The sequence below is a fragment of the Pontibacter vulgaris genome (assembly GCF_022758145.1).
In the GTDB taxonomy this organism is placed as follows: Bacteria; Bacteroidota; Bacteroidia; order Cytophagales; family Hymenobacteraceae; genus Pontibacter; species Pontibacter vulgaris.
In genome coordinates, this window is the sequence record NZ_JAJVDH010000002.1 from 301,373 (window position 1) to 315,348 (window position 13,976).

Consider the following 13,976-nt stretch of genomic DNA (forward strand, 5'->3'; position numbering starts at 1 on the left):
AAAGGACCGGTTCAAAACACGACAATCGAAACACGCCCTTAACTACGCAAGCAGCAAGAGATTGGATGTAAGCTGTTTTAAAAGACGGGTTAAAAAGGTTGGCCGTGGGTTTGGTGCATAAGCAGGCGCACGGCAGCAGGTATGCGTTTTAAGGTGCCTACCGCTAGCTCAGAAAGTATAAGGCTGCCAAAAAGGTGCTGCACCGTGCGGCCAAGCTTCAGGCGATTGTTGAATTGTTTTTCCCAGGCCAGGCTATAATTTTGCTCCAGTTGGGGGCGGTTTCTGCCGTTTTTAAAGTATGCCAGCGTATGTTCTGTCACAATTTTACCGGAATGTATTGCCATGGCCATGCCGTTGCCGCAGAGTGGCGTAATCATGCCGGCTGCATCGCCGCACATAAGCATGTGGTTTTCTATACTTGTTTTAGTGGCGAAGGAGATCTCATTTATAACCTCCGGTTGCTCATATAAAAACTCGGCCTCCGCAAAAACCTGCCGTAAGTATGGGTTCTGGTAAAGTATGGCTTGCTCCATGGCAGGTATGCTGCCGTATTGGCGCAGGTTCTGGCGGGTAGTCAGGTAGCAGAAACAATAACGCCCGTCTTCCACCGCCGACATGCCGGCGTACCCATCTTTAAAGTTGTGCAGCGCAATAAGGTCTTTCGGAAAGTTATACCTGATGTGATATTTAACGCCAATATAAGGCGAGCGGGCGCTGAAGAAGCTGCGGTTTAGTTTTCGGTCGAGGTTGGCACGCTTGCCATAAGCACCCAGTACTACAGCCGCCGAAATGGCAGTACCATCTGCTAATTTTACCTCAAACTTATCGTCGGCAAAAATAACATCCTGTGCGGTGCATTGTAACCTGAACTCCACACCTTGCGCCTTTGCAAGCTCATACAGGTAATTATCTAACGTATAACGGCTAATGCCAAAGCCACCCAAATCCAATCCTGCTTCAAGAGTATTGCCGGAAGGGGAAGATAGCAGGAAGCGACTTATTCGGGAAGGTTGTAATGGAGTTAGGTCTACGCCCAAACTATTGAGATAGGGGAGCACTTCATTTGATATATATTCTCCGCATACCTTATGGAAAGGATAAGCCTTTTTTTCTATGAGTGTAACTGTGAGCCCCTGTTGTACTAAACCAAGAGCACTTACCAGGCCAGCTAAGCCACCGCCGATTACAATTACATCTTTCAAAAGTATAAATCTTGGTTCTGCTATAAATTTAGTGCAACTTTATGAACCCAATACTTAGTGAATGCACTCATTTAGAGGTGTATAATACAAGAACAAATTATTGTGCAGCGCGTTACAATATTGGAACAACTTTTGTAACACAACAGAACAGGACACTACTATATTTATATGAAACAACTTGTACTTTCTCTTTTTGCCAGTTTAACAGTGCTTTGTGCACAAGCGCAGGTGCGTGGTGCCACTGTAGCACATGCTCAAAGCGAAAAACAACAGCCTGCAGACCAGCTTGAAAAAGAGATATCTATTTATCCAAACCCTAGTAACGGGGTATTTACTATATCGTTGGCTAACCTTGAATCTAAAACTGCTGAACTGCGCATTATTAACGTAATAGGTAACGAAATATTACGCGAAACTATTACCCGCAACGATGGCCAGTTCTCGAAAGAGATAGACCTGAATAAGTTTGCAAAAGGCTTATACTACGTGAAATTAGAGGCTGATAACTATAGCGCTATCAAGCGGGTAGTTATTAAGTAATAAAATAAACTTTAAAGAAAAGGCGGCTCCTGCATGAGGGTCGCCTTTTTATTTTGCCAACACCAGCCTGTAGTTCATAATTGAAGGTATAGCCGGGTAGTGTATACTTTATACCTTGGGATTATTCGGGAAGTATAGTTTTGGATACAAACCCGGTAAAATCTGAAGTGTCTTTATGTAAGCGGGCCTTTATAAACAGGTTGTTTGTAGTATCCAGAACCTGGATTTCCTGGGCTGTATCAAAATTGGTAATAACAGCAGATTCGAAGTCAGGACTGGTGTAAAGCCGGCCACTTACCAAAGGCTGGGTTACCTCAAGCACATCGGCAGAAAGCCGGGGCAAAGCGCCTGTTTCGCTGGCTATCGTCGCTTCAGAATCATCTACTTTTAAGCCCTCACGCTCTTTGCAGGAAGCTATTGCCACACAAAGTATAAGCAGGGCAGCAAATAAGGTTTTCTTCTTCATGAGGTAATGGCCTTATGTAAAGCAATCCATTTAAAGATAAACAATCGGAGCCGGAAAAGGAAATCTGAGGAGGTGATTGTGGCCCTGCCGCGAATCGAACGCGGATCTAAAGTTTAGGAAACTTCTATTCTATCCGTTGAACTACAGGGCCGGTTGCTGGCATGCCAGCGTAACAAAGTTAAAGCAAATACATACTTTATACAAACAGATTACAACGGCGGAAACTTAGTAGCTACAGTTTGGTTAAATACTACAGCAATGGTAAATGCTATAACTGTTAAAACCAGCCCAACCATAAAAATAGTGTATGAAATGCGCAGGATCTTATACTTGCGGCTCAGCACCTCGCCCAGGTAATAAATATCTGTGATCATGTTATTATAAAGCGAGCGCTTATCGCTCATAATCTCATTCATGCCCGTCTGAAAATCCTCCAGCGGAATGCGGGTAAAGTTGCCGAAGAAAAGCAGGTTCACGTTACGGCTTACCATTTTGTTCTTGTTCTTCTTCAGGGCAAAACTTGTGATTTCGGGCTGTGCTGAAATAATGGCAAAAATAACCGAGCCAAGCGTTGTGGCCAGTAGTGTACCAACCGGAATAAGCAAGGTACGGTGCTGTGCAAAATCGGTGCCGATAACGGATGATTTCGCACTTAGGTATGTGATGATGACTGAAAGTATAATCGCATTCAGGCTGATCATCATGTTGGCTTTATTATCAGCAATGGCGCTCAGGTTCAGGTGCGTGCGATAGGTATTGCGAAACATGGTTTCAATGCCTCGTTTCGGCTGCGCCATGGTTTCATAGTGCTTCTTGTCCTGCTTTTTCTGCTTCTTGGTTTCCTTGCTCAGGCGGCTGCGCTGCTCCTGTATGTTCAGGCCAAGTTGCTCGGCATACTTGCGTTGTGCCTCATTGGTATGGAAGGTTGTCGAAAGCAGGAAATCCATCTGAAACTGCTCCCACTCCCGGTCGCTGAATGATCTGTCCTGAAAAATTTCCCATTCCACGCGCAGCAGTTCGGCTGTTGCAAAAAAATTGCTTTTACCAATGTTCGACATATCGGCATCTACCAGTAACTCATGTAGCAGGTTTTCCGGTTCAGTGCCATGCTTGGTAGCCATTATACAATCCACTACCCGCTGTATGCGTTCTTCCGGATAGTTTTGTTTTGCCAGCCATTCCGAAGCAAAGCGGGCGCTTTCTGCCTCGTGGCCTTCATATTTATTTATATAGCCTGCATCATGAAACCACGCTGCCAGCACCAGGTCCTGTAGCTCTTCGGGGCTCAGCTTGTGCAATTTGCCCAGGTCTTCCGCTTCCTGTGCTGTATCAAAAGTATGCCTGTAATTATGGTATACTAGCTTTTTAGAAAGCTTTTCTTTAAAGAGATTAAAGATGTACTCGTTGGCTTTTCTGACAATATTCTGGGTTTCCATAATTGGTATTTACTTCTGATAGGTATGCGTGTAGATCAGTGCAAAAGGCTGCCAGGTAGCTAAAACAGATGCACATGGTAATCTGCCGTTACGCTGAATTGGGGTTTTGGTTGAAGGGATGTCATTCTGTATAACTTTCGGGTAGCAATCGGGTTGTATATAAGGTGCGCCAGGCGAAACAACTAAAATCTTTTACTACTCGTTATGAATCTCAGTTCTGCCACACCTGCAGCACTTCCTGCCTGTATTTCAAAGGCAATGGCACAGAGCAAACATCACCCGCTATGGCAAAAGCAACCACTTATTTACTGCAGCATTGGCCTCTTTCAGGCATATTGTCTGATATGTATGAGCATTTACTGGCGTTGGTGACCTCTTTACGGGTTTGCAGGCTGTGCTTAGAACAGGCTGATTAGCTACCAAGTACTCATGAAAAAAAGAAAGACCCTACCACACTTTATACTTCACTCGTTGCGTATTGCGCTGGTTATAGTTATAGCAGGCTGTACAGCTAAAACCCCCTATTATAGCCGTGAAGCAAGCACCTGGGAACAACGTAAACAAGATACTGAGAATAAGCTCCTGTATACTGTATTCCTGATCGGTGACGTGGGAGCGCCGGATCTTAAGCAACAAGAGCCCTCCCTTAAATTGATGCAGTCGCAGTTAAAGGAAGCAGGTGCAAAAAGTGCCACCATTTTTCTGGGTGATAACGTGTATTATAACGGCTTGCCCGAGGCCGATAAGTATGACCGTGATGTTTCTGAAAAGCGCCTCAACGAACAGCTTGATATTATGAAAGGCTACCCCGGAGAAAAGTATATGATACCGGGTAACCACGACTGGAACCACAGCGGGCGCGGTGGCTTGCAGGCTGTAATGCGTGAGCAAAATTATGTAAACAGCTACCTTACCGAAGAAGGCATTGTTGTAGGCGGCGACTTTTATGTACCCGGCGATGGTTGCCCTGGCCCATATGAGGTCATGATATCGGATGATATTGTGCTTATTGCTATTGATTCGGAATGGTGGCTGCACCCCTGGGATCGCCCTTATGGCAACAACAGCAACTGCGGCACCGCCGATGAGGCCGACTTTCTGATAAAGCTGGAAGATATAATAGAGAAGAACAGCGGTAAAGATATTCTTGTAGTAGGGCACCACCCACTCATGAGCCGTGGGGTGCATGGTGGTTTCTTTACCCTGAAAGACCATATTTTTCCTATGACTTTACTGCGCGAATGGATTTACCTGCCATTGCCTATCATCGGCTCTATTTACCCGTTTGCCCGTAAGTATGGCGGTATTTTGCAGGATATCCCGCACCCAAGGTACCAGGCCTATGTACAAGGCTTGCTCAAGATTTTTGATAAGTATGATAATATAGTATATGCTGCCGGCCACGAGCATGCGCTCCAGTATTATAAACACAACAACCTGGGGCATATTGTTAGCGGTTCAGGGTGTAAGGTGCAGGATGTAAGGCCTGGTGGTACAGCTAGTTATGTGCAGGATGTAAAAGGTTTTGCAAAAGTGCTGTATTATGAAAACGGCGAGGCCTGGACAGAATTCTGGGTGCCGGAAGGAGATGGCTCTACGGGTAAAGTAACTTTCAGAACTCCTATATACGCCAAAAAGCCACGTCGCGAAGTACCTTTGGTAGAAGATAATAACAACTACGCCGATAGCACGATTACGCTGGCTGCCAACGCGGATTATGTAGCCGGAAGCTTCAGAAGCAAATTATTAGGAGAGCATTACCGCAAAGAGTGGGCAACAAAGGTAAATGTGCCGATGCTCGATATGAAAAATGAGCTTGGCGGGCTTACACCTTACCAGAAAGGAGGCGGAAAACAGACCTCATCGCTTAAAGTACGCAACCCCGATGCGCGCGAGTTTGTACTTCGCACCGTAGACAAAGACCCAACCCTGGCACTGCCCGATTACCTGCGCGAAACAGCGGCAAAAGCACTGCTGCAGGACCAGATGTCGGCGCAGCACCCTTACGGTGCGCTTATAGTTCCCAAGCTGGCCGATGCCGCTAAAGTATATCATACTAATCCTAAATTGGTATACATCCCTAATACGCCATACTTGCGCCAGTACCTGGATGAATTTGGCAACACCTTAGCCTTTTTAGAAGAAGACCCCGACGAGAACCACGAAGACGTGGCCAGCCTGGGTTACGCTGAAAACCTGGTAGGTACAGATAAAGTGCTGCGCGAAGTACAGCAGGATAACGATTTCCGGGTAAATGAACAGGCTTTTGCCAGGGCACGCCTTTTCGATATGCTCATCGGCGACTGGGACCGGCATGAAGGGCAGTGGCGCTGGAAAGAAGAAAAAGGAGACAAAACTAAATACTACACTCCCATACCTGAAGACAGAGACCAGGCTTTCTTTAAAGCAGATGGCATATTGCCATGGCTGGCAACCCGCAAATGGGGCGTGCGGAATGTGCAGAACTTCGGCTATGATTACCCGGATATTGTAGGCCTTAACCTTACCTCGCTAACCATAGACCGTACCTTTACCTCCAGCGTTACCCGCCAGCAATGGGTAAGTATAGCAGAAGACATAAAAGCTAACATGACCGATGCCATAATAGAGGAAGCTGTGGCACAATGGCCGGAGCAGGTGCGTGCCATTTCAGGAGCTGAGATTATTGCCAAGCTAAAGTCGAGACGCGATAAATTGCCGCAGGCCGCAGCTCAATACTATGAGCATATGGCCAAAATGGTAGATGTAGCCGGCAGCGACAAGCACGAGCGGTTTATACTTAACCGACTAAGTGATGAGCAGGTTCAGTTAACAGTACTTAAGATTACAAAAGAAGGTGAGCTGCGCGATACGCTTTACAAACGCACTTTCTTTACAAACGAAACAAAGGAAATCCGCTTATATGGTTTAGGTGGGCAAGACCGCTTCGAGATCTCCGGCGATGTAGATAAAAGTATACTGGTTCGCATTATTGGCGGCAACAACGAAGATATTGTTACTGACAACTCGCATGTATCGGGTTTAAGAAAACATACTATAGTTTATGATTCTGATACTGCCAATACCTTTACACTTGGCCCTGAGGCGAAAACAAAAACATCAGAACACCCCGATGTAAACTTCTACGACCGTAACAACTATAAACTGCCTTACATCGGGCCGCGCCTTTCAGCAGAGTATAACCCGGACGATGGCGTTTTCCTGGGCGCCGGCGTAATGCTGCGAACCCAGAAGTTCCGGAAAGACCCATACGCTTCGCAGCACATATTGGAGGGTAACTATGCCTTCCTGACCAACTCGTTTAACGTGTGCTACACCGGCGATGTGCGGCAGGTAATGGGAGGCTGGAACCTTGGGTTGAATGCGTTGATGCAGGGGCCGCAGTATCAGCGCAACTTCTACGGGTTTGGCAATAACTCGAAACAGGACGCAGAGCGGGACGATAGCTTTTACCGCGTACGCTACAAGCGTCTTGGTTTAAATGCGGCACTGACAAACGATATTACCGGTTTCTTTAAATTTGGTATAGGCCCTACTTACGATCGCTTTGAAGTAGTTAACCCGAACCGGGAAAACTTCCTGGTGCAGGAAGCCCAGGCTGGCCGTCTGCAACCCGGTACTTATAATTTTGAGAAAGGCGAGTTTGAGTCGCAGCACTATGTTGGTGCAGCCGCTTTCCTGGATATGGATGTAATTGGCGGTGATAATGATGTAAACCCGCACATCGGCATGCGCTGGTACAGTAAATTCAGCTATAACAGGCAAACCGACGACGAGCAGCTGCACTTTACAAGGCTAAGCTCTGAGTTTATGTTTTACCTGAGCCCGAATTTCCCGCTGCAGCTTACATGGGCTGGCCGCCTGGGTTTTGCACACAACTGGGGCGATTATCGTTTTTATCAGGCCAACACGCTAGGAGGTATGGATAACCTGCGCGGCTACCGCCGCACCAGGTTTGCAGGCCGCAGCGTGGTGTTTGCCAATGCCGAGGCAAGGGTGCAGCTTTTCGATTTTAACCTATACTTAACGCCCGCCAAGCTGGGTGTATTAGGCTTGTTTGATGCCGGCCGCGTATACAATGACGGTATACCGCAGGAAGGCTTCTTCCGCAACTTTCATACGGGAGTAGGAGGTGGCATTTGGGCAGATTTCATGAGAAAGAACGTCGCATCTGTAACCTATGCCGTAGGCGAAGAAGATAAGCTCATTACGCTCGACTTTGGGTTCTTTTTTTAAGAAAACGTATAAGGGGTAAGCGCAGGAGCTGTAGTTTCAGGCTCTGTGCTTACTCTTTTAGTTACTATAACTTACCTGATAAACTATGAAAAAAATATCTACCAATATATTGCTGCTTACTTTGCTGCTGATTACCTGGCACGCCACTGCCCAGACAACCGAACACCATCAGGTAGACACTGTTACATATGCTGGTCCGGGAGTAGAGGGGCAACCAAGGCCCCGTGGAATAGTCATCAAGTATGAACGCCTCCCTGGCTTCGATATAGAGTCTGAGTCTGATGACCCCAGAATAGGAAACGGAGAAGGGCGCGTAAGACGCCACAATAAGTTCTCTGCTTCAGTCGGCGCCCCCCTGATAAACAGGCCTCAGACAAAGCTTATCATAGGCTTTAATTATGAACTGGAGGAGTTTAACTTCGAAGATATTTCAGAAACATCTTATAGCCTGTATCGCTACCTGGAAGACAAAAACCTGAAAAGTGTAGGTTTGCAGCTTGCCTACCAGCATTCTATAGATTCCCGCAAGTTTTACCTGATTCGTGCAAAGGGGGAGCTTAACGGAGATTACACCCGCGACGACATCAATATCTCGGATTACTTTAAAGGAACTATAGATCTGGCTTATGGCTGGTCGCTATCTCCTTATTACTCTATTGGCGTTGGCGTAGAATACGGCTGGGTTTTTGGCAGACAGCGGATTTACCCTGGTATACTGTACAACCGCACCTTTAACGATAAATGGGGAGTAGAGGCTATATTCCCTGCTGCTGTTAGGGTACGACGGAATGTTGACGAAAAAACCTATTTATATGCAGGATACCGCCTGGAAGGTGGCAGCTACGATATTTTTGCAGATGCTACAGAGCTGCAGCAATTTGGAGAGATTGAGTTACGGCGTACAGATATAAAAGGGCTGCTGCGCATGGAGCGTGAAATCTATGACTTTGTATGGTTTGCCGTGGAGGGTGGTTTCCGGCAGTATTACAGGCATAGGGTTTTCGAGGAACCAGGTGATAAAGATGAACTGATAAAAAATGATCTTGCCGGTGCGGGCTACATTGGTGTAGAGTTATACCTGGTGGCACCACGCAAATGGATGGAAAAAGGCCAAGTCAGAAAGAGACCTTTTTAATAAAAAGCAGCGTAGCATACTGTTTTGTTCGGCCGCAAAGTATAGCCAAAATTAAGTATAAAAGGCCAGCTGCAACAGCTGGCCTTTTATACTTTAAAGAGAGCTCGTTTACACTTTCACCGGGTTCATACCTTCGGGCACCAGGCTGCGAAGATAATCGTAGGTGGCATACTGTGCGCGCACATGTGCATCAGAAGTTACATAACTGTTATCGATGTTGCGCGACTTTGTATCATCTGCCAGTTGCAGGTCTACGATGGTTCTTACCTGTTTAATAATATCTGGTTGGTAAAGCGGGAAAGCTACTTCTACACGGCGGTTCAGGTTGCGGGTCATCCAATCGGCAGAAGCAATGTAGTATTCCTCATCGCCATTGTTGTGGAAAATGTAAACACGAGCGTGCTCCAGGTAACGGTCTACAATACTATGCATGGTTATGTTTTCGCTAACGCCTTTTATGCCAGGCTGCAGGCAACAAATCCCTCTTACCAATAACTGAATTTTTACACCTGCCTGGCTGGCTGCATAAAGTTTCCTGATCATGCGCTCATCCTGCAAGGCGTTCAACTTTAAAATGATAGAAGCAGGCAAGCCTTTTTTTGCATTTTTTATCTCCCGGTTCACAAGTTCTACCAGGCGCTCGCGCAGCACCAGAGGAGCCATCAGCAAGTGCTTGAATTTCTTGTCGGTTTGCTGGTCTAAAAAGAAGTTGAAAACCTGCTCCACATCGCGCGTCAGCCTTTTGTCGGAGGTAAAGAGGGCATGGTCGCAGTAAATTTTGGAGGTATCTTCGTTATAGTTGCCTGTGCTTAGGTAGGCATAATTCACCAGCTTACCTCGTTCGTTGCGGGTAATCAGGCCAAGTTTAGAGTGTACTTTCAGGTCCGGCACATTAAAGATTACGTTAGCACCTGCTTTCTGCAATTTGCCTGCCCAGAAAATGTTAGACTCTTCGTCGAAGCGCGCCTGCAGCTCTACAACCACTGTTACCAGTTTGCCATTTTTGGCAGCTTTTACAAGCGATTTGGCAATAGCTGAGTCATCGGCTACACGGTACAGGGTGGCACTGATTGCTGTTACCTGCGGGTCTGTGGCAGCCTCCCTGAACAAACGCAAAACATAATCGAACGACTGGTATGGGTAATGCACAACATAATCCTGCTTTTGCATTGCCTTAAGTATACTGGGTTCTTTTTCGAGTAGCGGGTGCACCAGAGCAGGCTGTGGCTCATACTTTAATTCAGGTAGGTTAAAATCCGGGAACTGGAAAAAATCACGGAAGTTGTGGTACTTGCTGCCTTCTACCAGTTCGTCTTCAGAAATGCCCGTGTGTGCCATAAAAGCATCCAGCATACTTTGGGGTGTTTCGGGGTCATAGAGCAGTCGGGCAGGGTAGCCGGTTTCGCGCTTTTTAAGGCTTTTTTTGATCTTGGCCATCAGGTTGCCCGATACTTCTTCCTCAATGTCCAGCTCTGCATCGCGCGACACTTTCACGGCATGCGCCTCAAACTTTTTATACTCAGGAAACAGGGCCGGCAGGCAAAACCTGATCGCATCATCAATAAACATTACATAGCGCTGGTCGCCAACGGTTGGGAGTTTTATAAAGCGGCCGCCATGTTTTTTGGTTGGTATTTCAATGATAGCCACACGATGTGCTTTACAACCTGCGTCCTGTGGTTCAGATAGCTGCGCGCCTAGGTATACTGTCTGGTCTTTCAGGAAAATGTGCGTTTCGGTTTCGTCAAGTATAATAGGCGACAGAAGCGGCCGCAGATTTTCGGAAAAGTAATTCCTAATATACGTTTCCTGTTCCGGGTTCAGGTCTTTTTCTGTGAGCAGGTGTATGTTTTCTTTTTTAAGGGCAGGCAGAATGCTGTTGCGGAAAGTTTTACCAAATTCTTCCTGCTGGCGCTTTACCTCACAAATTACCTGGTCAAATGTTTCGGATGGGTCTTCCTGCAGTTTCTCTCTCGTTTTTTTCTTTAAGTTGATAAGGCGCTTGAGTGTAGCAACCCGTACTTTAAAATATTCATCGAGGTTAGACGAAAAAATAGCCATGAATTTCACGCGTTCAAGCAAGGGTACGGTTTCGTCTTTGGCCTCCTGTAACACACGGTAGTTAAAGGCGAGCCAACTGAGTTCCCGGTTTATAAAGGGGTATTGTTCTGATTCTTTATGGGCGTGTTCTTTCTCTTTTTCCATGGGTGGTTTATACTTGGTTACCGGCAAAAGTGTATGGTTGGCTGGCCGGTTATATGGTTATAGGTACAGTTTGTAACTGTAAAGTATGGCAGGTGTATGCCCGGGCTTATTTATAGTTCTGAGGGAAATCGAAGAACAGCAGCTCTGCATTGCCGCGGTTTATTTCAAACCAGCTTTCGCAATCAAACTGCACTGCTACAATACCTGCTGTAGGTATACTTGATACGGGTTCTGGCGCCAGCATATTGGCAAACTCTGTTAAGGCATCGTTGTGGCCAATCAGCAGCAGCTTGTCTACATCAGCTGGTGTCTCACGCACCACCTCCAGGAGATCGTCTTTGTCGGCACCGTAAATGCGGTCGTCTATTACAACATCATCAGGGTCATAATCAAGTTCTTTGCTAACCAATGTGGCGGTGGTAATGGCGCGCACAGCCGGGCTCGACAGGATCATATCAGGTTTTACCTGGCGGGCAGCTAACTCCTGTCCCATCAACGGGGCATCATCGCGCCCGCGCTTGCTAAGCGGTCGGTCATGGTCGCTGAGCTCTTCGAACTTCCAGCTCGATTTGGCGTGTCTCAGTATATATAGGGTTTTCATAAGGTTTCAATCACAGGGCCACTACCCTTGTATGGCTACGGGTATTGTGGCATTGTGTCTTTACTGAAAGCAGTGTAAAATGGTTGTGCCGGCTTGTGCTATACTACATTTGATGACGCGGAGGAGTGCTTATTACTGTATGAGGTTATTTATGAAGAGGCAAATAAAAAGGGCTGCACAACCGGCAGCCCTTTTTATACTTCAGTATTTATACCTGATGCACTTACACGTTATTCGGGTAGCGCTCATAATGTATGGCAGCAACACGGCGCAACAGTTCGCCACGCAACTCTTCAATGTTCGTTTTATCTGTAGCAGAAATAAAGAGGGCCGGTGCATGTATCTTGGCCATATAAGTAGCTTTCAGATCGTCTATTGATGGGCGCACATCGGCTTCTTCTTCGCGCAGTTCCTGCTCGCGCTGGGCCAGGTACTGGTCAATTTTATTAAATACCAGCAATACCGGTTTATCGGCGCAGTTAATGTCTTTCAGTGTATTGTTTACTACCTCAATCTGCTCTTCGAAAGAAGGGTGCGAGATATCTACAACATGCAGTAAAAGGTCTGCTTCACGAATCTCATCCAGCGTAGATTTAAACGACTCGATAAGTTTGGTAGGTAGCTTACGGATAAACCCAACCGTATCAGAAAGCAGAAACGGGATATTATCAAGAACTACTTTTCTGACAGTGGCATCTACGGTTGCAAACAGCTTGTTCTCAGCAAACACCTCTGATTTTGAAAGCAGGTTCATAATAGTGGATTTACCCACGTTGGTATACCCAACCAGCGCTACACGCACCATACCGGATCTTGACTTGCGTTGCTCAAAATTCTGTTTTTCGAACTTGGTGAGGCGCTCACGCAGCAAGGCAATCTTGTCGCGCACAATACGGCGGTCAGTCTCGATCTCAGTTTCACCAGGGCCTTTCATACCGATACCACCTTTTTGTTTCGAAAGGTGAGTCCAGAGGTTGGTAAGGCGTGGCAACAGGTACTGGTATTGCGCCATTTCTACCTGGGCGTGCGCCTGGGCGGTTTTGGCACGCAGGGCAAATATGTCAAGTATGAGTAAGCTTCGGTCTACAATTTTTACCTGTAGTTCGCGCTCTATATTTCGTACCTGCGAAGGGCTAAGGTCATCATCAAAAATAACCATGTCCACGTTATTCTCTTTTACATATGCCTGAATTTCCTCCAGTTTACCACTGCCCACAAACGTAGCGCGGTCTGGTTTATCAAGCTTCTGCACAAAGCGTTTTAATGTTTTAGCCCCGGCGGTTTCAGTTAAGAAAGCAAGCTCGTCGAGGTACTCGCGGGTCTGCTCATCGGTTTGGCGGTAGCTTGGTACGGCTACCAGTACAGCAGTTTCCTGCGGTTTTGCGGTTTCGTAAAACTGTTTTTTACCCATTTTATTTTTTTAGCGTCAAGGTATACGCAGCCAGCTCATCTATATCCTGTTCGCTTAGCTGCTCACCAAAGCCAGGCATCAGGCCGCGCCCTTTCGATATAACATCTTTCATGTCGTGCATGCTTAACGAGCTTGCTGCAAGGTTAGCTGCATCGTTGGCGCCTTTCTGGCCATCTTCGCCATGGCATGTGGCGCATTGTTGTACGTAAACTTTCTGTGCGTTGGCCAATGCAGTTTCGTTCATAGAGGCCACAATTTCATTTTGAGTTTCTTCTGATTCGCTGAAAGTTGAATCGCCGGTTTCGGCAGCATCTGTTTCAGGCGATTCGTTAACTGGAAGGGTAGAAGTTTCGGCGTCATCATTGTTCAGCAATCCAATGGCATCGGCTTCAGCTACGGCATAAGTATAAATAAATAGGAGCAGGGCTAATGAGGTAAGCACTTTGCTTCCATTCTTTAATCCAATAATGCCAAGCGGAATACCAATCAGCGTCAGGCTGATTTTTAAAAGGAGATAAGCCGGTAACTCACCATTGTAGTTAAGCAGCATCCAGCCGCCGGTAACAAGTATGAGTGTGCCTAGAATCATGTCCAGTACTTTGGTTTTATTCCTGACAGTGGCAAGCATTTCTTTTTTGTCTAATAGCAAAAGCAATGTTTTAGTCGCAAAAAAGAGCAGGAAGATAACCACCACAAGTATGTGAGTGTGTAAAAAGGCAGTGATGGGCATGATTTTGCTATTAG

Annotated in this window: 10 protein-coding genes and 1 tRNA gene; 3 read left to right on the plus strand and 8 right to left on the minus strand. The window is 46.5% G+C overall.

The window, feature by feature from the left end; all coding sequences use genetic code 11:
* Nucleotides 1-89: 89 nt before the first annotated feature.
* Entirely contained in the window at nt 90-1,202 is a 1,113-nt protein-coding gene (locus LWP20_RS02325; RefSeq protein ID WP_242926498.1) for an NAD(P)/FAD-dependent oxidoreductase, read from the minus strand.
* Nucleotides 1,203-1,370: 168 nt separating this feature from the next.
* Between LWP20_RS02325 and LWP20_RS02330 the strand changes: the two genes are divergently transcribed.
* A complete protein-coding gene (locus LWP20_RS02330) occupies nt 1,371-1,742 on the plus strand; it encodes a T9SS type A sorting domain-containing protein (protein WP_242926499.1) in 372 nt (123 codons plus the stop codon).
* A gap of 121 nt (nt 1,743-1,863) precedes the next feature.
* Here the strand turns inward: LWP20_RS02330 and LWP20_RS02335 are convergent, their stop codons facing one another.
* From LWP20_RS02335 to LWP20_RS02345, 3 genes are all read right to left on the minus strand, one after another.
* Entirely contained in the window at nt 1,864-2,208 is a 345-nt protein-coding gene (locus LWP20_RS02335; protein WP_242926500.1) for an SH3 domain-containing protein, read from the minus strand.
* A 79-nt stretch (nt 2,209-2,287) separates the two neighbouring features.
* Nucleotides 2,288-2,359: transfer RNA gene (locus LWP20_RS02340), tRNA-Arg, on the minus strand.
* Nucleotides 2,360-2,417: 58 nt separating this feature from the next.
* A complete protein-coding gene (locus LWP20_RS02345; protein WP_242926501.1) occupies nt 2,418-3,644 on the minus strand; it encodes a Pycsar system effector family protein in 1,227 nt (408 codons plus the stop codon).
* A gap of 429 nt (nt 3,645-4,073) precedes the next feature.
* On the opposite strand from LWP20_RS02345, the gene LWP20_RS02350 reads away from it, so the two are divergent.
* Both LWP20_RS02350 and LWP20_RS02355 read left to right on the plus strand, forming a co-directional pair.
* Nucleotides 4,074-7,880, plus strand: coding sequence for a metallophosphoesterase (locus LWP20_RS02350; protein ID WP_242926502.1), 3,807 nt, complete (start codon nt 4,074-4,076; stop codon nt 7,878-7,880).
* Nucleotides 7,881-7,965: 85 nt separating this feature from the next.
* Complete coding sequence (locus LWP20_RS02355) at nt 7,966-9,015, plus strand: DUF6268 family outer membrane beta-barrel protein (RefSeq protein ID WP_242926503.1); 1,050 nt, start codon at nt 7,966-7,968, stop codon at nt 9,013-9,015.
* A 108-nt stretch (nt 9,016-9,123) separates the two neighbouring features.
* Here LWP20_RS02355 and ppk1 read toward each other — a convergent pair whose 3' ends face one another.
* The 4 genes from ppk1 to LWP20_RS02375 all read right to left on the minus strand — a co-directional run bounded on the left by ppk1 (nt 9,124) and on the right by LWP20_RS02375 (nt 13,962).
* Nucleotides 9,124-11,220: a polyphosphate kinase 1 gene (gene ppk1, locus LWP20_RS02360; RefSeq protein ID WP_242926504.1), complete on the minus strand. Its 2,097-nt coding sequence runs from the start codon at nt 11,218-11,220 to the stop codon at nt 9,124-9,126.
* A 106-nt stretch (nt 11,221-11,326) separates the two neighbouring features.
* Nucleotides 11,327-11,821 (minus strand): SixA phosphatase family protein, encoded by a 495-nt coding sequence (locus tag LWP20_RS02365; protein WP_242926505.1) that lies wholly within the window; start codon nt 11,819-11,821, stop codon nt 11,327-11,329.
* Between the two features lie 223 nt (nt 11,822-12,044).
* Entirely contained in the window at nt 12,045-13,232 is a 1,188-nt protein-coding gene (gene hflX / locus LWP20_RS02370) for a GTPase HflX (RefSeq protein ID WP_242926506.1), read from the minus strand.
* Between the two features lies 1 nt (nt 13,233).
* Nucleotides 13,234-13,962 carry a c-type cytochrome gene (locus LWP20_RS02375; protein ID WP_242926507.1) on the minus strand — a complete coding sequence of 243 codons (729 nt, stop codon included), beginning with the start codon at nt 13,960-13,962 and terminating at the stop codon, nt 13,234-13,236.
* Nucleotides 13,963-13,976 lie beyond the last annotated feature (14 nt).

What these genes read in the sequence shown, in the direction of transcription:
- LWP20_RS02330 (WP_242926499.1), top strand. Translation starts at nt 1,371, where the DNA reads ATGAAACAACTTGTACTTTCTCTTTTTGCCAGTTTAACAGTGCTTTGT.
- LWP20_RS02335 (WP_242926500.1), bottom strand. Translation starts at nt 2,208, where the DNA reads ATGAAGAAGAAAACCTTATTTGCTGCCCTGCTTATACTTTGTGTGGCA.
- LWP20_RS02345 (WP_242926501.1), bottom strand. Translation starts at nt 3,644, where the DNA reads ATGGAAACCCAGAATATTGTCAGAAAAGCCAACGAGTACATCTTTAAT.
- LWP20_RS02350 (WP_242926502.1), top strand. Translation starts at nt 4,074, where the DNA reads ATGAAAAAAAGAAAGACCCTACCACACTTTATACTTCACTCGTTGCGT.
- LWP20_RS02355 (WP_242926503.1), top strand. Translation starts at nt 7,966, where the DNA reads ATGAAAAAAATATCTACCAATATATTGCTGCTTACTTTGCTGCTGATT.
- ppk1 (WP_242926504.1), bottom strand. Translation starts at nt 11,220, where the DNA reads ATGGAAAAAGAGAAAGAACACGCCCATAAAGAATCAGAACAATACCCC.
- LWP20_RS02365 (WP_242926505.1), bottom strand. Translation starts at nt 11,821, where the DNA reads ATGAAAACCCTATATATACTGAGACACGCCAAATCGAGCTGGAAGTTC.
- hflX (WP_242926506.1), bottom strand. Translation starts at nt 13,232, where the DNA reads ATGGGTAAAAAACAGTTTTACGAAACCGCAAAACCGCAGGAAACTGCT.
- LWP20_RS02375 (WP_242926507.1), bottom strand. Translation starts at nt 13,962, where the DNA reads ATGCCCATCACTGCCTTTTTACACACTCACATACTTGTGGTGGTTATC.